The 18868-nt window shown below is 70.1% G+C and carries 13 protein-coding genes; all 13 read left to right on the top strand.

All coding sequences use genetic code 11. The features are described from left to right. Positions 1–13: 13 nt before the first annotated feature. The 13 genes from TVNIR_RS20005 (at position 14) to TVNIR_RS10005 (ending at position 18702) form a co-directional block, all read left to right on the top strand. Entirely contained in the window at positions 14–175 is a 162-nt protein-coding gene (locus TVNIR_RS20005) for a hypothetical protein (protein WP_006745975.1), read from the top strand. Beyond that, on the top strand, positions 175–1218 hold the full coding sequence (locus TVNIR_RS10060; protein WP_015258922.1) for a phage late control D family protein: 1044 nt from the start codon (positions 175–177) through the stop codon (positions 1216–1218). The genes TVNIR_RS20005 and TVNIR_RS10060 overlap by 1 nt, the downstream gene beginning before the upstream one ends. Before the next feature lie 208 nt (positions 1219–1426). Further along, entirely contained in the window at positions 1427–2068 is a 642-nt protein-coding gene (locus tag TVNIR_RS10055) for a phage baseplate assembly protein V (RefSeq protein WP_015258921.1), read from the top strand. Between the two features lie 11 nt (positions 2069–2079). After that, positions 2080–3726: a hypothetical protein gene (locus TVNIR_RS10050; RefSeq protein WP_015258920.1), complete on the top strand. Its 1647-nt coding sequence runs from the start codon at positions 2080–2082 to the stop codon at positions 3724–3726. A gap of 9 nt (positions 3727–3735) precedes the next feature. Next, positions 3736–4131 (top strand): GPW/gp25 family protein, encoded by a 396-nt coding sequence (locus tag TVNIR_RS10045; RefSeq protein ID WP_015258919.1) that lies wholly within the window; start codon positions 3736–3738, stop codon positions 4129–4131. A 14-nt stretch (positions 4132–4145) separates the two neighbouring features. Then, a complete protein-coding gene (locus TVNIR_RS10040; RefSeq protein ID WP_015258918.1) occupies positions 4146–6311 on the top strand; it encodes a putative baseplate assembly protein in 2166 nt (721 codons plus the stop codon). Positions 6312–6476: 165 nt separating this feature from the next. Further along, positions 6477–8849, top strand: coding sequence for a phage tail protein (locus TVNIR_RS10035; RefSeq protein ID WP_043740532.1), 2373 nt, complete (start codon positions 6477–6479; stop codon positions 8847–8849). An 11-nt stretch (positions 8850–8860) separates the two neighbouring features. Next, positions 8861–9754: a hypothetical protein gene (locus tag TVNIR_RS10030; protein ID WP_015258916.1), complete on the top strand. Its 894-nt coding sequence runs from the start codon at positions 8861–8863 to the stop codon at positions 9752–9754. A 19-nt stretch (positions 9755–9773) separates the two neighbouring features. Then, entirely contained in the window at positions 9774–11462 is a 1689-nt protein-coding gene (locus TVNIR_RS10025; RefSeq protein ID WP_015258915.1) for a hypothetical protein, read from the top strand. A 10-nt stretch (positions 11463–11472) separates the two neighbouring features. After that, a complete protein-coding gene (locus TVNIR_RS10020; protein ID WP_043739591.1) occupies positions 11473–14886 on the top strand; it encodes a hypothetical protein in 3414 nt (1137 codons plus the stop codon). A gap of 4 nt (positions 14887–14890) precedes the next feature. Further along, positions 14891–15100, top strand: a complete 210-nt coding sequence (locus tag TVNIR_RS10015; protein WP_058933132.1) for a hypothetical protein — start codon at positions 14891–14893, stop codon at positions 15098–15100. Then, positions 15101–16759 carry a hypothetical protein gene (locus TVNIR_RS10010; RefSeq protein WP_015258914.1) on the top strand — a complete coding sequence of 553 codons (1659 nt, stop codon included), beginning with the start codon at positions 15101–15103 and terminating at the stop codon, positions 16757–16759. Next, positions 16756–18702: an ATP-binding protein gene (locus TVNIR_RS10005; protein ID WP_015258913.1), complete on the top strand. Its 1947-nt coding sequence runs from the start codon at positions 16756–16758 to the stop codon at positions 18700–18702. Before TVNIR_RS10010 ends, TVNIR_RS10005 begins: the two co-directional genes overlap by 4 nt. The last annotated feature ends 166 nt before the right edge of the window (positions 18703–18868 follow it).

Here is an 18868-nt window from a genome sequence, read left to right as displayed (position 1 = left end):
AGAGGAACATCGAATGCCGGTAGTGATCCACGAAGTCATCGCCGAGGTCGAGGGGACGCCCGTACCGGAGCAGGCGCCAGCCGCCGAGTCGGTGCCACTCGGGCCCGACGAGCGCGACCTGATGGAGAACCTGGCGCTGCTGGAGGAACGCCGGGCGCGCCTGGCGGTGGATTGATGCACGACACCGCCTTCGCAAGCAGCCGCCCCCGGATCCGGGTCGCTGGCGAGGCGCGCCGCGATCTGCAGGACGCGCTGTCGGCGATGATCGTGAACCTTCCGCTCACCGGTTGTGCTCATGCCGAGTTGCAGCTGGCCAATTTCGGTCAGGGTGAAGGCCAGGCCCCCGGGCTGTTGTTCGAGGATCTCCGGCTGGGCGATGAGGTGGAACTGGCCATCGATACCGATGGCGAGGGCAGGATTTTCCACGGCGAAATCACCGCGCTCGAGGAGCGCTACGGCGATGGGGCCCCGCGGCTGGTCCTGCTGCTCCAGGACCGTCTCCACCGGCTGGGCCGCAGGCGTCGCAGCCGCGTGTTCGAGGACACGACGCTGGATGCGGTGGTGCGCTCGGTGGCCGATGACGCCGGCCTGGAGGTCGAAGTCAGCGCCTCGACGGTGGCCATGGACTATCACCAGCTGAACGAGAGCGACCTGGCCTTCCTGCTGAGGCTGCTCGCTCCGCTGGATATCGCGCTGCGCCTGGAGGATGGCCGCCTGCGGGTTCGTCCGGAAGAGCCCGACGCCACTCCGGTACGGGTGGACCCGCAGGACAATGCCCTGCAGGTGCGGCTGATCGCGGATCTCAACCACCAGCACGATGCCACCGAGGTCCGCGGCTTCAATGCGGCGACCGACCAGGCGGCGGTGGCCTCTGCGAGCACGCTGGCCACCCCGCCGCCGGGCACCACCGCCGCGCAATTACTGGGGAGGCTGGGCTGGCCCGGTCCGGAGGTCGTGGTGCAGCCGTTTGCACGCTCGCAGGGCGAGGCCGACGCCTTCGTCGCCGGCCGTTTCCGCCGCCGCGCGAAATACTTCGTCAGTGGCGACATCCGCATGCTCGGCCAGTCCGCGCTGCGCAGCGGCCGCGAGATCGAACTCACCGGTGTCTCCGGGCGGCTGCGGGGAACCTACCAGGTGGTGCACTGCGTGCACCGGTTCGACAACACCGCGGGCTACGAGACCGAGCTCAAAGTCCACCGCCCGGACTGGAACGATTGACCGGCATGCGCCTGTTGCCGTCAACGAGACCCCCTGCCGGAGCGGCGCCGTGTAGCGCCGGCGTGCACGACGCCACGGCCCCGGCCGCCATCGGCGCAGAGCATGTGCCTGCACGGCTGCCGGCGGTGGGCGTCCGCGCAGGTGTCGGCTTCGGCGCGCGGTGTCTGCGGTCCGCCCGGACGTCCCTTCCGCGCCGGGGGAGGGGCTCGTGACTCCACATGCGATCGGCGGTGTCTCGAGCCTGCATCTCGGCGAGGTGACCGACAACGCCGACCCGGAGGGCCGGGGCCGGGTCAAGGTGCGGCTGCACGGGGTGGACATGGAGCTCTGGGCTGCGGTGGTCGTCTCTTCCGCGGGAAGCGGGTACGGAGCGAGTTTCATTCCCCGCCGCCAGGAGGTGGTGGTGCTGGCGTTCGTCACGCCGGAGCTGCCACTGGTCCTCGGCAGCATCTGGAGCGGGCAGGGCAGTGTGCCCGACGAGGCCGAGCCGCAGGAGGAGCGCTATGTCGTGCGCACCCCGGCCGGCACCGTGCTGGAGTTCGACGACGGCGAGGGCCCCAGGCTGGAGATCCGCACCCCGCAGGGCCATCGTTTGACCGTCACCGACGGCAACGGTGGCGAGGTCGAACTCGCGCGCGGCGGCCAGAGCGTGAAGATGACCGCCAGCGAGGTCAGCGTACGCTCCACCGGCGAGGTGAAGGTCGATGCCGCCAGCATCACCGTCAGCGCCGGCATGGTGACGGTCAACGCCGGAATGTCGAAGTTCAGCGGCGTGGTGCAGGCCGATACCGTGATCACCAATGCCGTCGTGAGTTCGAGCTACACGCCGGGTGCCGGCAACGTCTGGTGAGAGGAACGCCCATGGCAAGCACAGCAGTCCGACACGCAAACGACCGGGTACGGCTGCAGCGGCCGCATTACTCGCTGGAGGCCGGAACCGAGCTGCATCGTTACCAGGAGACCGATTTCATCCCCCGCTTTTTGCAGGATCTGGAGAGTCATGCGCTGGAGCAGCCGCAGGCATCGATCTGGCAGTTCCAGGACCGCTTCAGCCGGCACGACGAAAGCGTGGTGCTGCGTCTGCCGATCCATCGCAGCTTCTACCTGATCAGCTGCGAGATCGCATGCGACCGGCCCGGCTTTCCGGCGCTGGATCCGGCCCGCATCGCGTCGGCCGGGTTTGTCATCCGCAGCGTGCGCGGCGGCGAGGAGTTTGCCTGGGTGCTGGAGGACGGCGCGGCGCTCGGCTGGCAGCCGGCTGCGGACGAGCTGCGCGACCCCGACGCGCAGCGCCGGCTGTGCCCGGACGGCAGCGTGCGGCCGCGGCAGGACAAGCCCACCTACAGCGGCGAGGAGACCCACCCGCTGCACCCGGTGGTCACCCGCGACCGCAACGGCAAATCCCGCACCGTGCTCTACGGCTACCTGCCGCTGGGCGGCTTTCATTACTACCAGCACAGCGCAGTCGAGACGCCGTTTGATGCAGCCTCCGAGCGCAGCGTGCAGCAGGCGCTGGAGCGCCAGCTGTCCTGGCCGTTTGGCCTGCGCGAGGCCCCGGCGCGGCGGCGCTGGCGTGACGGCGACGCGCGCCACGTGGAGGGCGGCCGGCCGACGATGGCGTTCTTTGAACTGCTGCGGATGCTGGTCAACCGGTACCATCTCGGTGAGGCCGGAATCGTGGAGAACGCCGGTCTGGAGGAACTGCTCGGGGAGGTCCGTTTTCTGAACGTCAGTCGCGGACGGGGTCGCGAGCAGGTGCGACCGCGCGAGAGCCTGGCCGAGTACCTGCGCAGCTGCGCCAGCCATGGTGGCGACAATCCGCTGCTGCGCTGGATCATCGGGCAGGAGGACGCGATCGACCGCCACGGGACCGCGGCCGTGCTCGCACGGCTGCCGGACGCCGCGCAGCCGGCCAGTGGTTCCAGCGCCAGCATCGAGTATCGGCTCGAGTTCACCGAGGCCCAGGCCGCCCGGCTCCGGGAGTTGCTCCTGGCCCGGGTATCCGGACAGTTGACGGAGCAGGCAAGGGAGGTGCCGATTCCGAAGTTCCAGCAAGGCCGGCACGATCTCTACCAGGTCGTCCCGTTCGTGCGTGTGCTGGACGTCGAAGGCAAGGAACACCTGGTCTGGGCCACCGCGGGCCAGCGCAGTCGGCGTTTCCGTGTTGCCGCTCCGTTCGACCCCGAGGCCAGCCGTCCGGCGCTGATCCAGATGCCGGGGTTGGCCGATCTCAAACGCGGCCTGGCGAAGGGGGTGAGCATGATCACCCCGGCGGACACCTTCAACCTGATCGACCGAATCAAATTCAAGAAGGGCGTCACCGCGGACGCGGTCCCCGACAGTGCCCCGCCGGGTGGAACGCTGCAGTGGATCTGCTCGTTCAGCCTGCCGGTCGTCACGCTGGTCGCGATGATCCTGCTGATGATCATGGTCTCGCTGTTGAACATCCTGTTCTGGTGGCTGCCGTGGGTGCGCATCTGCCTGCCGTTCCCCAAACTCAAACGCTAGGTGCCGCGAATGAACGTGCCGGTCCCCAGGCTCATCAGCTGGCCACTGCTCGGTGGCATCCAGCACGGCCGCCTGCCGTATTCCGAGCATGACCGCAGCATCCGCGAGGTGATGCTCAATATCCTGCTCACGCGCCCCGGGGAGCGGCTGATGCGGCCCGACTTCGGTGCCGGGCTGCTGGACTTCGTGCACCAACCCAACACCGAGACCACCCGGGCGCTGATGGCGCGGGTGGTACGCAAGTCGCTGGAGCGCTGGGAGCCGCGGGTCGTGGTGGAGGGAGTGGATGTGCAGACGACGCGCGAGCGCCTGTCCGAGGTGCACCTGACCGTGCGCTATCGCCTGCGTCATTCCGACGCCCCGCAGTCGCTGGCCCTCGCGCTGGATCTGAACCAGCTGACCTGAAGATGGAATGACCGATGCCGCTACCGGTGCCCAACCTGGACGATCGCCGCTTCGAAGACCTGGTCGCAGAGGCCAGGGCGAGGCTCGCCACTCATCTGCCGGAGCTCACACAGCTCGCGCCCGGCGATCCGGTGCACAACTTTATCGACTTGTTCGCCTGGCTGACCGAGACCATCCTCTATCGCGCCAATCTGATCCCCGAGCGGCAGCGGCGGGTGTTCCTGAACCTGTTGCAGATTCCGGTGCGGCCGGCACAGCCGGCGGTGGGGGTCGCCTGCGTCGGCACCGGACCGCGCTCGGTGCGCATCCCGCCGGCGGTGCCGGCCGGCGTGCAGCTGACCGGTGCGGGCCAGACCTTCACGACTGTGGGCGAGGTGCAGCCGACGCCACTCGAGCTGTCGGTCGCGATCAAGCAGACGCTGGGTGCGGAGGATCTGCAGGCGCTGGGGCTGACGCTCGATGATCTGCACGAGCAGTACGCGCTCGCGCGCGGCGAGATTCCCGCACCGTTCCAGCCGCACGTGTTCGACGTACCCCGCGAGCCACTGAGCCTCGCGCGGAGCCTGGACAAGGTGTACTACCTCGCCTTTTCGGTGCCGCGCACGCTGGTCGCCAACATCGACGAGATCCGCGCCGGGCTGGCCGGCATCGTCCTGAACATCGCGATCGCGCCGGACGATGCGGACACGGGTGAGAGTGTCAGCGACCTGCGCGCAAGGGCGCTGGACTGGACCCTGATGGTTCAGGGTCAGGAGGGCGAGATCCTTTCACTGCCGCTGGAGGTGGTGCACGACAGTTCGCTGGGCGGGCGCCGCGCCGGGGTGGCGCGCCTGCGGCTTCCGCCTAACCCGGCGCTGTTCCAGGGGCTGACCCGGGAGGATCCGATGTTTGCCGGTCTCGGCGAACTGCCGCCGGAGCTCCCGACCCAGATGGCCGCCAACCGCATCGTGTTCTGGCTCAGGCTCGGTTGTGCCGAAGAACCCGATCTGCCGCTGGGGTACCTGGACGCCAACGGTGTCGACATCGTCGGCCAGGGACTCAAGCGCGACCTGATGGTCGGGATCGGCAACGGCCGGCCCGATCAGGTCGTCGTGCTGCCGGACACTCAGATCGACGCCGGGACGCTGGAACTGACCGTGGCGGAAGAGGGGGCCTGGGTGCCCTGGCAGCGTGTGGACTTTCTGGCCGGCCGCGGCCCGGAGGACCGGGTGTTCCGGCTCGACGCGGTGGCCGGTCACGTCCATTTCGGCAACGGCCAGAATGGCAAGCGGCCGCCCGAGGGTCACCGCATCCGCGTGGCGGCTTACCGTTTCGGCGGCGGCCGCGGGGGCAACCTGCCTCCCGGCAGCCTGACCGAACTGACCGGGGCCAGCAGCCGGTTGGTGTTGCGCCAGGACTGGCCGACCCGTGGCGGGGTCGATGCCGAGACGGTGGAACAGGCCGAACAACGGATTCCGCAGTTCCTCACCCACCGCAACCGTGCGGTGACACGGGACGACTTCCGCCTGCTGACGCTGGCGAATCCCATCAATCCGGTCGCGCGCTGCGAGGTGCTGGAGGGCTTCCTTCCCGGGGCCAGCATCCGCGCGGCGCGGGAGGGTGTGCCCGGGGTCGTGAGCCTGGTCGTGCTGCCGCCTGGCGAGCCGGTGCTCGATGCCGCGCCCCGGCCCACGCAGGGGCTGTTGAAGGACGTCTTCAACTACCTGCGTCAGCGCATCCTGATCGGGACCGAGCTGTACGTGCTGAGCCCCGAGTTTGTGCCGGTTGCGGTCTCCGTGAAGATCTCGGTCCACGACGTGCAGACCGAGCAGCAGACCCTGCGGGCGGTGCGCGAGGTGCTGATGCACTACCTCTGGGCGCTGGCACCGGGCGGCGCGCAGGGCGAGGGCTGGCCGCTGGGAACTGCGGTGCGTGGCAGGGAACTGCTGACGCAGGCGGCGCGTGCGCCGGGCGTGCGGGAGGTGAACGCGCTTGCTGTATTCGTGCGCAGTGACGGTCATTGGCGGCGCCTGGAGTTCGACGAGCCACTGGACCTGGCCGCCTACCAGTTGCCCGAGCTGGTCGGCATCGGTGTCGGCAGCGGAACGGGAACGCCCGAGTTGCCCGAAGGGCTCGCACCGGCACCGGGCGACGGTGGCGCTCGCCCGGTGCCGGCGCCGGTGATCCCGGATGTGTGCTAGCAGCTCGATGATGCACTCCGCGCACTGGCAGGCAGGCCTCGTCCGGTACCCGGCGGTGGAGCCCCCGCCCCCGGTCAGCAGGCGGGGCGGGTCGCGAGGCGGTCCGTTCCGGAGCCGCCCGGCGCCAAAGCCCCTCCCACTGCAGCCGTGGCGGGGGTGCTGATCATGGACGTCAACAACACGCCGTACTTTCTGTTCAGGGAGGAAGCCGACTTCGACAATGGCTCGTCCTTCTATGCATGGAACGCCGGCTGCGGCGGCGCGCTCACGCTCGCCCAGCGGCAATCCCTGCAGCTGCCGGGCAACGCGCCGGCTGCGGCCCGGGCGCAGTGGCAGACTGCCGCGCCGCTGGTGCTCGATCCACACGGTCAGATCGGCCGCATCAGCCCGGACGGCCAACGCCTCGAATACAGTGTGGGCGGCGAGTTCTGGCCGCTCGAGGATCGGGAACTGGCCCCGGTGCAGGCGCCGGCCGGACGCTTCGTCGACCTGCACCTGGGCGGCGATGGCCGCCTCGTCGCGCCGTACCGGAACGATGCCGAGCAAGGCATGGTGGTGTTTCACCTGCGCCGGCGCTGGCAGCAGCACCTGCCCCTGCCGCAACCCGTGCTGCGTGCCGTGGTGGACCCGGACAGCCGGATCTGGTGCCTCAGCGAGGATCGCGTGTCGCTGTGCGAGGGCGAGCCCCTGCCGCTGCCGTACCGCGCGCAGCCCGAGCGCTTCGAACCGGTGCATCAGGTGCCGCAGCCGCTGCGCCTGCGCTGGCAGCAGCCGTTGCCGGATGGCCTGACACCGCTGGCCGTTGCCGCCGACGACGCGAACGTGTACGTGCTGGCGTACACCGCCTCGAACCTGCAACGGATCCTGGTGCGCCCGCGGACACCGGAGCCCGAGCGGGCGCTGAAGCCGTACCGGGTGGATCCCGCGGTGCCGTTCGCGCTGGATCTGACGGTTGCCGGTCCTGGCAGGCTGGCGCTGATGCCGCCGGGGCTGTTCCCGGGGCTGCCCCGGCGCGACCTGGGCGCGAGCCGGCAGCCGAGGGATTGCCCGGTGATCCGGCTGCAGGCGAGCGGCAAGGCGAGTTTGATCCGGGAACGCTACCCGATGCAGTCCAAGGCCGGGCTGCGGTTCGTCAGCGCGCTGGACGGCCGGTTGCGCTACCAGGCCGAAGCGGATCCGGCGTTCCCCGAGTTCTCCCCCAGGCCGCGGGAGCTGCATCCGTTGCGCCAGCCGCGTTACGCTACCGCGGCGGCCGCAACGCTGCGGCAGACGCTGGACTCCGGCCAGCCGGGCAGCGTTTGGCACCGGATCTACCTGGAGGCTTCGATCCCCCGAAGCGGCGCGATCACGATTTACGCGAAGGCCTTCGACAGTCCGGATGCGCGTACCGCGACTCCCTATCTGCGCCAGATCGCCCCGCTGTGGACGCCCCGCAGGTCGGAGCTTGCGTTCCAGTCCTGCACGGTCACACCCCGACCGAACGAGGCCGGATTGTTCGAGATTCTGCTGCAGCGGCCCGGCGGCAATGTGCGGCGCCTCTCCGGGCGCTACCTGCAGTTGCGCATCGTGATGCAGGGCGATGGTCGCCAGACGCCGTCCATCCACGCAATGCGGGTGTACGGCCCCCGCTTCTGCTACCAGGAGGCGTACCTGCCCGGGCATTTCCGCCAGGAAGAGGCGTACCTGCCCACCGCGGGCGGCGAGCCTCAAAGCGCCAACGCAGCCGACCTGCGCGAGCGCTTCCTGGCGAGTCTGGAGGGCATGCTGACACCCATCGAGGCCACCGTGGCGACCGCAGAGTCGCTCGTCTCTCCCGAAGCCACCCCGGCCGACAACCTGCCGTGGATCGCCGAGCTCCTCGGCCAGCCGATTCCCGCCGGGTGGCCCGAAGGGCGCCGGCGGCGCCTGCTGGGGCACGCCACCCGACTGCAGCAGTACCGCGGCACCGTGGCCGGCGTACAGCTGGCGCTGGATATCGCCACCGACGGCGGCGTCCAGCGGGGCGAGGTGGTCGTGGTGGAGAATTTCCGCCTGCGCCGGACGATGGCGACGATCCTGGGCGTCGACATGGATGACCGTGACCACCCGCTGACCCTGGGCACCGGCGTGACCGGCAACAGCATCGTGGGCGACAGCCTGATTCTGTCCGAAAGCGGTGCGCTGGAGTTCCTGGCGCTGTTCGCGCCGGAGCTGGCCGGGCTGGAACGCGAACAGGCGGTGCAGGCCTTCTTCGACCGCTACAGTCACCAGGTCAGCGTGCTGCTGCATGGCGACGGGCGTGCCCGCCGGCCGCAGGTGGAGGAGACGCTGTCCGCGCAGATGCCGGCACACGTGCGCTGGCGGGTACTCGAAAGCGATCATCCGTTCGTACTCGGTCTGGCGCCGCTGCTCGCGGTGGATACCTTCCTCGAGCACGCGCCGGCGCCAGGCCGCGTCACTCTGAACGACACCTATCTCGGCAGGGAAGGCCTGCTAAACAACCCGACGGCGCTGTCGCCGCGCGACGTCAACGCGCGGACCGGCGCCCCCGGAGCCTGATGGAGCCCACCATGACGTCATCGGCCAAAGACTTCGCAACCGTCGAGCACGACGCTGATCTGGAGAGCCCGCTGCGGCGCGTTGCCTACGAGGCCGGCATGATGCTGGGCCTGGAGGCGACCCGTGACGAGCAGGGGTATCACCGCCGCCGGCTGACTCGCCAGCAGTACTGGCTGCACGGGGCCGGCACACTGGCCGGAATGGCGGTGAGTATCGACCCGGACGCGGCCGAGGATCCGGACACCGACATGACGGTGCGTGTGCTGGTCGGGCCGGGATTCGGCATCGACGGGCTGGGCCGCGAGGTGCTGGTGCATGAATCGTACTGCGTGAACCTCGGGGAGTGGCTGGCCGCGCAGGGCGAAACCGCCCTGCACGATGGCTTCGATGCCGGCGAAAGCCGCCTCTGGCTGCGCGTGAGCGTGCGCCACCAGGACTGCCCGGTGGCCGCACAGCCGGTATTGGCACGCAAGCTCAACATGAGTACCGATCCGGTCCAGCCCAGCCGCATCGCCGATGGCGTGCTGCTCGAAATCCAGCCGGAACTGCCGCCAGCCGGGGAGCCCGGCTACCGGCCATGGCAGGCACACGGTCCGCTGGCGGATGCGCCCGAAGGGCTGACCGACGCCGAGCAGGCGACCCTGGCGGCCGCCGAAGCCGAGAGCGAGGCCGCCGGCCGGCTGATGAACCTGCACGCGCGGCTGCTGCACGCGCTGGACGACGGCGTCAGCCCCCAGACCGTGGCCGACCGGCTGCACGAGAGTGCCCGGCTGCTGCTTGCGCGCATCTCGATCGAGACCACCAGCCTGTCCCACATCGTGGTCAATCCTTCCCGCATCAGCGTCAACAACCTGGTCCGCCCATTCCTGGTCACGCCCGGCCAGCTCGCCCATCTGGCGCGCTAGCCCTGAGCACGAGGTCGTCATGAGCAACTCTACCGGTTTTCTACCCCTCGGCAGCGCCGTCCCCGCCGGGCGCGAGCTGGAACGCGTTGCGGACATCGATGCAAGGCTCACCCGCACGCATTACTTCGACGGCCGCCTGCTGACCGCGGAAGACCTGATCCGCGACCAGGTATACCTGGACCAGCGCCTCCGGGAGGTCGGCCAGACGCTTGGGTCGGGTGTCGTGCGCGGGCTCGAGGTATCGCTGTCCGCGGGTATGCTCGACGTCAGCCCCGGGTTGGCGGTCTCTTCGGCGGGGCGGGTGCTGCAGCTGGACCGTCGGCTGTCGCTCCATCTCGACGACCGGGCACTGATTGCACGGTTGAACGCCGGCCGTCACGGCCGCCTGGAACGCGGCCTGTACGCGGTGACGCTGCACTACGCCGAGGTCCGAACGGATGTGGCCGAGGTGTTCCCGCGAGATCTGGGCGCGCGCGCCGAGGTGCAGCACGATCGCGTCAACGAGGGGGTGCAGCTGGCGCTCACGCCCCTGCCGCAACCGCTGCCGCAGCAAAGCCAACTGCACCTGCGTGCGCTGCTGATGCGCGAATACCTGGGTGGGGCGGCTGCGGGCGTGGTGCCGGAGGATGCGGTGGCGCTTGGGGTGCTCGCGGTTGCCGGCGACCGGCCACTGTGGCTGGACGGCGAGTTGCTGCGCCAGCCGCTGCGGCCACCGCACGCGCCCAACGCCCTGCAGTCGGACCTGGCCCGCCTGTACGAGGCCCTGCTGCGCGACGTGCTCCGCGAACGCCGGATCACCAGCCCGGGCGCCGAGTTTGCCGCCGACCAGTATTTCAAGCTGCTGCCCCCGGTCGGATCCCTGCCCAAGGCGGCCATCGATCCATCGGCTGGACGCCAGAGCTATTTCCCCGAGTCCTTCCAGGTCTGGGTGGCGCCGGTGCGCGTGTCGGACCTGGAACTGGTGCGCCAGGAGTCGCTGCGCCTGGAGCCGATCGACCTCGGCCACGACCAGGCGGTGGACATCATCGTGCTCGCGCCGCTGGCCAACCGTGACTACGGCCGCTTCGCCCGGGCGCTGGAGCGCAGTCCTGCAGACGCGGCTCGCCTTCCCTTCACCGACCCGCTGATGCTGCGCATCTACCCGATGCGACCCGTGCACGAACTGGATACCGACCGGGTAACCTGGGAAGCGATCTGGGACCGCGTCGGCGACGACCGGCTCATCTACGTGCGCCGGCCGTTGCGGGTGGCCGAAACCGCGTTGAGCGGCATCGTGCTGGCCCAGGGCACCGCCCCTCCGCCGGAGCCGGACGACGGTCAAAGCCCCGCCGATGGCGTCCGACTGCTGCGGGACGAAGACTCGATACTGCTGAACCGGATCAACCTCGGGTGGCTCGCGTCGCTGCGCCCGCCGGGGGGGCGTGCCGCCGAGACCGCGCTCAGGGCGCTGATCCATGACCACGGCGACGATGCGGTCACCATCCAGGCGATGCTCGCGATCCTGCTGCGGGTCGAGCGCCGCTATGACGGCGTGATCTGGCAGACCCTGCGTCAGCTCGCCGACGACGGCCGGGTGCCCGCTTTCCGCGAGCGGCTGGTGGAGGCGCAGGCATCCGGGGAGACCACCGCCGATGCGGTCGCCCGCCTGGCCGGAGAGTTTGGCTTTGGAGCCGCCCTGGTCCGGTCCTGGCGGGCCGTGGAAGCCTGAGGAGGCCGTGATGTCGAGCATTCTGCTGCACGATCCGATCCCCGCGTCACCCCACCTGGAACGGCTGCATCTTTTCCCGGGCCGCCATCTGGGCGAGGACGAGTTCGACCGCCTACAGGCCTACGCCGATGCGCGGCTGGAACCGCTGCTGGCGGGCTACCCCCCGGGAATCCTCCACGGCCTGGAAGTCGCGGCCGACCGCGTGCCCGACGACAGTGACCCGCTACACCCGTACCGACTGGGCGACGGCTGCTCGGTGGCGCCGGGGATGGCGGTGGCCGGCAACGGCAGGGCCGTCGGCGTGTACTACCCGCTTTACCAGCACTGGAACAGCCTGATCGAAACCTATCTCGCCGAGACCGAGGCCAGCGACGCCGGCGGGATCTACTTTCTGATTCTGCGGCGCATGCCCTTGCACATCGACGCCGATCCCGACGTTGATCCCTGCCAGCGTGCCGAACTCGACCCGAACCGCGATTCCCGACGGGTGGTGGGGGCGGCGCTGGCACTGCGCCGTGTTGCCTTGCCCTCCGGCATCGCGGCCGGAGCGAGCCAGGAGCAGGCCGAGAACGCGGTGGCCGCGTACTGTGCGGACGGAGAATTCCTCGGCGACCTCGGCCACGCAGTACCCCTGGGATTGCTGGCGGTGGAGGAGACGGCCGAGGGGCCTCGGCCCCGCTGGTTCTCTGCCACCGTCGGGCGCTACCTGGCGCAGCCCGACAGCGGCTACAGGGTGCTGCACAGCCAGGTGACCGAGGCGTTTCGCCGCCTGATCACCCGGGCGCGGCGCGCGGGCGAACTTTCCGGCGACCCGGAGTTCGATTTGCTGGCGTATCTCGAGGAGCATCTGCTGCTGGATTATCTGCCGGCGGCCGGCCAGCTGCCGCTGGCGCTGCTCGAGGATGCTGCGTCGGTGACGCCGCGCGTGGCGTTTCTGCCATCGCACCTGCGCATCGACGCGGTGGCAGTCCCCGACACGGCGGTCGATGAGCTCATTGACCGCCACTTGCCGCGGCGCGTGGTGGATCTGCGCCGTCCGGCAGGCGAACACCTGCGCCTGCTGCTGGCTGTCCCCGAACGCCACTACCGGCCGGAGATGCTCGACATCCCGCAGACCGATGGCCGCCTGGAGCAGGACGTCTACCGCTATTTCATGCGCGCGCACGACAGCTGGCTTGCCTGGAGGCGCCAGTTCGAGCGACTGTATTTCGTGCAGGAGGAGGCCGGTGCGGCCCTGACGCCGGAGCAGTTGCGCGCGCTGTCGCTGCCGCAGCCGGTCCCGCCCCCGGCCGTGCCGTCGACGGTGTTCGAGGCCATCGTCGAACGTGCGCGGTCGGAGCTGGAGAGTCCGCTCCCGCATCCCTACGACCGCGCGTTCCCGGAGCCGCCGGAGCGCTATCAGCAATGGTTCGATGACGGCGCACCGCCCGCGGCCTCTGAGCCGGAGGACGACGGGCTGGTCATCCAGTACGCCATCGGCCAGGTGGAACTGGAGGCGCTCGACAACCGGATCCGCATCCTGCAGACGCGACTGAACAAGACCCAGGACTACCTGCTGCTGCAACGCCAGCAACTCGACTCGCAGACCGTGTCGCTGGCCGCACTGGCCGGCGGCGTCGCCGGCGATGGCTCGGGGCTGCAACTCGCGCGCTGGATGCCCTACACGCGGCTCAATCCGCTGCCGCTGGCGGCCGAGGCGGTGGCAGAAGCGGCCGAGCGGGAACAGCCGTCGCCGCCGGAGGAGGATGCGACGCCCCTACGTTCCTCCTCCGCCTCGCGGGAAGCGCTGTTCACGACGCTCTCGATGACGGCCGCCGACACGACCCACCGGGTCGCAATGACCCAGCCGCTGATTCCGACGCAGATCCCGTCGCTGGCCCGCAAGACGATCTCCACCACTGCCCAGAGCCAGCGTTTCTCCGTGCTGAAGCCGGCGACCCGCTCTGCGGTCGAGTTCGGCATCAACAAGGCGCGCCTGGAGCAGATGACCACGCCCGCACGGAATCCGGTGGCGCCGCCTGCCTTCCAGGCCGAAACGCCGCGGGTCGGTGTGCTGAGCCACATCCATCCCGAGTTCAACGAGTACAAGAAGGCCTACGACGAGATGGAGGCGCTGCTCGCCAACCTGGACGGGCTGTTCGACAGGAAGGAAACCAGGGCGATCAAGCGCCGGCTCGAGCGCATCCGCGACCGTGTGGGGCTGCAGCACCCGACCCAGATGGAAGAGAACCTACCCTGTGGTGATTCTACCGCCGAGCTGGTCCAGCACCGATACCAGCAACTGTTCAAGGCGGGGCAGATCCTGACCCAGCAGATTGCGATCATCGAGGCCCGTTTCGATACCCTTGAACGTGACCTCAATGCCCGCTTGCGCGAGCGCCAGGACCTGCAGCAGCGCCTGGTCAAGCTCGCGGCGATGATCGTCCAGGAACGGCAGGAACTCGATGTCCTGGACGGTCGGCGTCTCGAGCGCCTGGGGGATTATGCGGTGACGCAGCGGCTGCTCGATGAAGACTGGCGCAGGACCTACCTGCGCAACCAGGAGCGCACCCGCCTGCTGACGACCGGGCTCTCCGGGCTGTACTACGTGCGGGTGAACTCCGCCGCGGTGAGTCTGCCGCTGGCCGACCCGCTGACGCTGCGCCACGGCAGCGCGCGCGATATCGTTCCCGGCTGTCCGGCCGACGCCGAGTACGAGTTGCCGGACAGCCTGGCGGCCTTCTTCGATACCGTGCGCGAGGTGCCGGTGGCCGACTGGACGGCGCTGGCACCGGTACTTCCGCGGCTTGCCAACGCGGTACGTGTCGAGCAGGCGGCCGCACTGCGGGAGTTGCGGCTCGCCAGGCTCGGGCAGTCGGCGCCGACCCAGTCGACGCGGATCCCGCTGCAGCAGGCAATGTCGTCCCTGGGCCAGCAGAACCTCGCCGTGCTGGGTACGCTGGCCAGTCAGAAGCCGCCGGTCCGGACCGCGTCGCTGAACGCCTTCAGCCGGGGCAATGCCCGCGTGCTGTCGCTGCACGATCTGCTCACCGGCAGCGCCGGCAGGCCGCGACACGACGCGAACCAGCTCCAGACCCGGCTCGAGCAGTGCATCGGCTGCCTGGTCGAGTACCTGGAACGCCTCGACCCGTCCATTCGCCTGGAGTGGTCGCAGCTGGCCGAGGACGACCGGCTGCCGCTGCCAGGCACCGGTCATTGGCCCGGTCTCGACCGCGCCGAGCAGGACGACTTCAACACCGTGCGCACCATCGTCGAATTGGTCGACTGGTGGTTCCGCCAGCTGGCCCAGGACGCCTCCGGGGCCGGCCGGTCGGCGCTGCGGAACATGATTCGCGCGGCCGTGATTCACGCTGCGCTGGGCGACCCGGCCGAGATCCTGCGACGGGGAGGTGCAGGTGCCGCCGCGGCGCCTTGCGGTAGGTGAGCCGATGCGGCTGTCTCTGAACAAGCCGCCGCCGCCCGGAACGCTGCTGCAGCTGCTCGACCGCAGCCAGCAGGTGGTCGGTCTGCTCAGCGTCGCCGATGCCGATCCGCATGGCGTGGTGGCCAATCTCGTGCAGGTAGATCGCCCGGGTATCCGGGTCGGCAGCGGTTTCTCCGTGGTGGCGAGCAAGCTGACCAAGGGGCTGGGCCGCTAGATGCCGGCGCCGCGCTGGGGCGTGGTGGTTGATCGACTGCGTCTGCGCGGACAGGCGCCGGACCTCCGCGCCGTGGCGGCGCAGGTCGAAGCGGCCGACTGGCCGCAGCGACGCGACTGGGTGATCGTGCGCAGGATCGAGGTACGGGCGCCCCTTGGCCGCCTCGCCCGGCGCCTGGGTGAGGCGACCGATGCGCAGATCGCTCAGTCGGTGTCGCCCGGTTCGGCGGGCGCCGACCGCGCGGCGGCGATCCGCTTCGTCGACCGGGCCGATCTGCTGGCCTGGCTGAGCGAGGATCTGGCCCGGGGGCGCGCGGCGACCCGCTGGTATTGGCAGCACTGGCGGCACCTGTTCGGCCGTCCACCGCCGCGCGCGCTGGCGACACTCTGGCAGGATGACATCGCCCATCTTCCGGCGGTAACCGCCCGGCTGGCGGAACGCGGGGTCTTGGCCACCGTCTGGCAGGCACTGGATGCCGGCACTGCGGAAGGGCTGGTCGCGGCCTATGCGCGGCACGCGGGTGTGCCGCTGGCGCCCGCGGCGAATATGTCGCCACAGGCCGAGGTTACCCACGACGCCGGCCTGCCGCCGACCCTGCTCGGGCGTTGGATGGCGGTGCTGCGGGAGTGGGCGCCGGGCGATCCGCGCGTGACCCTGGCCGCGTTGCTGGTCGCGCTGGAATGGCAGCCGATCAGGGTCGTCAACCAGCCGGCCGCGCGCCTGCAATTGGTCTGCCGCGCGCTGCGTCCGCCTGTGCCGTTCGCGCCCCCGCCACCACCGGCGGACGACAGGGCGACCCCTGCGGAGCCTGGATTACCGGGAAGCGCCCATGTGGCTCGCAGCGGGGCCGGCGCGCCCCACGCCGGAACCGGGCCGGCTCAGTCCGAGCAGCCGGGTGCGGCACCGCGGCGCGGGGATGCTCCAAAGCGTCGGTCGGGCGAGCCTCGCATCGCCGAACCGGACACGACTCGACCCGGGGCGCCAGCGGGTACTCCGGCCGGGTCCGACGACCGTCCGGAGCTCGACGCTGCCGATGTGCCGCGACGGCGCGGCGCGCATCGGGCGTCCCGCGGGTCGGCTCTGCCGCACCCGGCGGCGCCGGGTCCGTCGCCGCCCCTTGCAGCGGAAACTCTGCGCCCCGATGCGCATGCGTTCACCCAGGACGAGGCCGGACCCGAGCCGAACCGGAATTCGCTGCAGACCGGGCAGGGGGGGCTGTTCTACCTGGTCAACGTGCTCGAACACCCGCAGATCAGGCGCTGGCTCGAACAGCGGCAGGCCTGGCAGGCGTTGCCCGACGGCTGGTTGTGGATGTTTCGACTCGGTCGCGAGCTGGACTTTGACCCGGAAGACCCACTCGCGCACTTCCTCGCCGGGCAGGCGGGCCTGAACGATCCGGCCGCGCTGGAGAATGCGCCCGAGCTGCCGCATCGCCGCGAGCTGCTGGCGCAGATCGTGCGCGTCTACCGTGAGCTCTGGAATCCGGACCTTCTCGCGGTGCCCGGACGGCTGGTATATACCGAAAGTCATCTCGACCTCCAACTACCGCTGCAGGCGGTACGCTTGCCCGTGCGCCTAGCCGGGCTGGACGTGAATCCGGGCTGGGTGCCGTGGTTGGGCCGGGTGGTAACCTTCATCTATACGGAGGCGGCAAAATGAGCCGTCCGGTGGAGTCGCTTCCATGGCCCCAGGCGCCTGAAGGGCTCAGGGCGCTGCTGCGGGCGGGACTTGCCGAATTCATCGCGCGCAGCCTGGGCCCGGAGGAGCCGCTGCGAGCACTGGTGCTGGACGAGCGTTCAGACTCGGGGGCGAGGCTGCCCTGGGCCGTGCGGCGCGATCTGGCGCTGCGTGCCTGGCCCCCGCGCCACGGTGCCTTGGCGCGGCTGGTCGAGGAACTCGGCCTCGACCTCCCTCAGGGGGTTCTGCTGGCGCTGGCGGGAGAGAGCGAGGCCTCGCACCCGGTCACACTGGCGGTCGCCGAACTGCAGACGCCAGGCCAGAGTGCGCGGCCAACGGTGCATCTTGCGGTGGCGCTGCTGCAGGCCCTGTTCGGCGCCGAGGTCATCGACGTCCCGAAACTGTGCACCGGCCCGTTGCTGCGGCACCAGGTACTGGAGCTCGAGGGCGATGACCCGTTGCCGCTGCAGCAGCTCAGGATCTCGCCCGCGCTCTGGGCCGTGCTGACGGACTCGGCCGTCGATTGGCCGCAGGGGCAGGTGCTGACGCCGCTGCGCGCACCGCTCCTGGCCAGCGCGGCGCGCGAGCAGGCACCGCGGCTGGCGGCCGTGATCGGTGGCGGCGCAGCGGCCGGGCTGGTGTTGCGCGGCGCGCCGGGCAGTGGCCGCTCGCAGCTGGCCGCACTGATCGGGGCCGAACTGGGCCGGCAGCCGCTGCAGATTACCGACGCACACTGGCTGCAACAGCCGGCGTTCCGGCTGGCCAGCCGTTTCGCCGGCTGGCTGCCCGTGCTGTCACCCCGGGTCGGGCCCGGCGAGGCCTGGCAGGGTGTGGTCGAGCCCGGCGTTCCGCTGGTCGTCCTGCTCGGGCGCGACGGGACCGTGGAGGGCGAGGGCTGGCTGGAGCTGGAGTTGCCTCTGCCCACACCGGCCGAGCGCCGGCGGTTCTGGCGCGAATGCCTGCCGGCCGGGTTGGCCGACGAGTGCGCCGGTGCGCTGCTGAGCGGGCCTGCGATCGCCCGCGTTGCCGCCAGCGCGAAGCTGCAGGCGGCGCAGGCGGGCATTGAGGTCGGGCGCGAACACCTGCTGCGTGCGCGACGGGAGCTGGGCGCGGCATCGCTGCGGCTGCTGGCGCAGCCGTTGGAGTGCACGGTGGGGAAGGACGCGCTGGTGGTGCCGGAGGCGGTGCAGTTCGCGCTGGAGGCGCTGATTGCCCGAGTGCACCAGCGCGAGGCAGTATGGGAAGGACTGGGGCAGACACTTGCGGCCACGCGCACCCCGGGCGTGCGCGCGCTGTTCGTCGGCGAGAGCGGCACCGGCAAGACGCTGGCGGCCAGCTATGTGGCCACCGCGCTGGCGGCGCCGTTGTACCGGGTCGATCTGGCCGCCGTAATGAACAAGTACATCGGCGAGTCGGAAAAGAACCTCGCCGCGTTGCTCGACCAGGCCGCTGCCTGCGATGCCGCGCTGCTGTTCGACGAAGCCGACGCGCTGTTCGGCCGGCGCAGTGACGGCAAGGACACCGGCGAGCGCTACGCCAACATGCTCACCAACTTCCTGCTCAGCCGGATCGAGACCCACCCGGGGCTGGTGATCCTCACCAGCAACAGCCGCGAGCGCATCGATGGCGCGTTCAACCGCAGGCTCGATGCGGTGATCGAGTTCCCGCTGCCGCGTTTTGCCGAGCGGCTGGCGTTGTGGCACAGCCATTTCGGCGCCCGTGTACCCGGTGCCGATGTCTGCCGTCAGCTTGCAAGCCACTGCGATTTGACCGGTGGCCAGATCCGCAATGTCGTACTGCATGCGGCGGTGGCGACCGCGGCGCAAGGGCCCATTGCGGTGCCGGCCCTGCTGGCGGCGTTGCGCAAGGAATACGACAAGCTGGGGCGCGGTCTGCCCACGCGGCTGGAGCGTCTGGGGGGGTGACATGGCGCAGATGATCCAGAAACCCCGCAGCGGCGCCAGGACGGTTGAAGCGAAACCCGCGTCACGGCCTTCGCGCAAGGCGATTGCGCGCAAACCGGCGTACCTGCAGGCGAAGCTCGCGGTCAGCCACCCGCAGGATGCGCAGGAGCAGGAAGCGGATCGCGTC

The organism is Thioalkalivibrio nitratireducens DSM 14787, from assembly GCF_000321415.2.
Taxonomy (GTDB): Bacteria; Pseudomonadota; Gammaproteobacteria; order Ectothiorhodospirales; family Ectothiorhodospiraceae; genus Thioalkalivibrio; species Thioalkalivibrio nitratireducens.
Note: the sequence above shows the minus strand (reverse complement) of the source record. Positions and strands in the feature narration are given on the sequence as shown.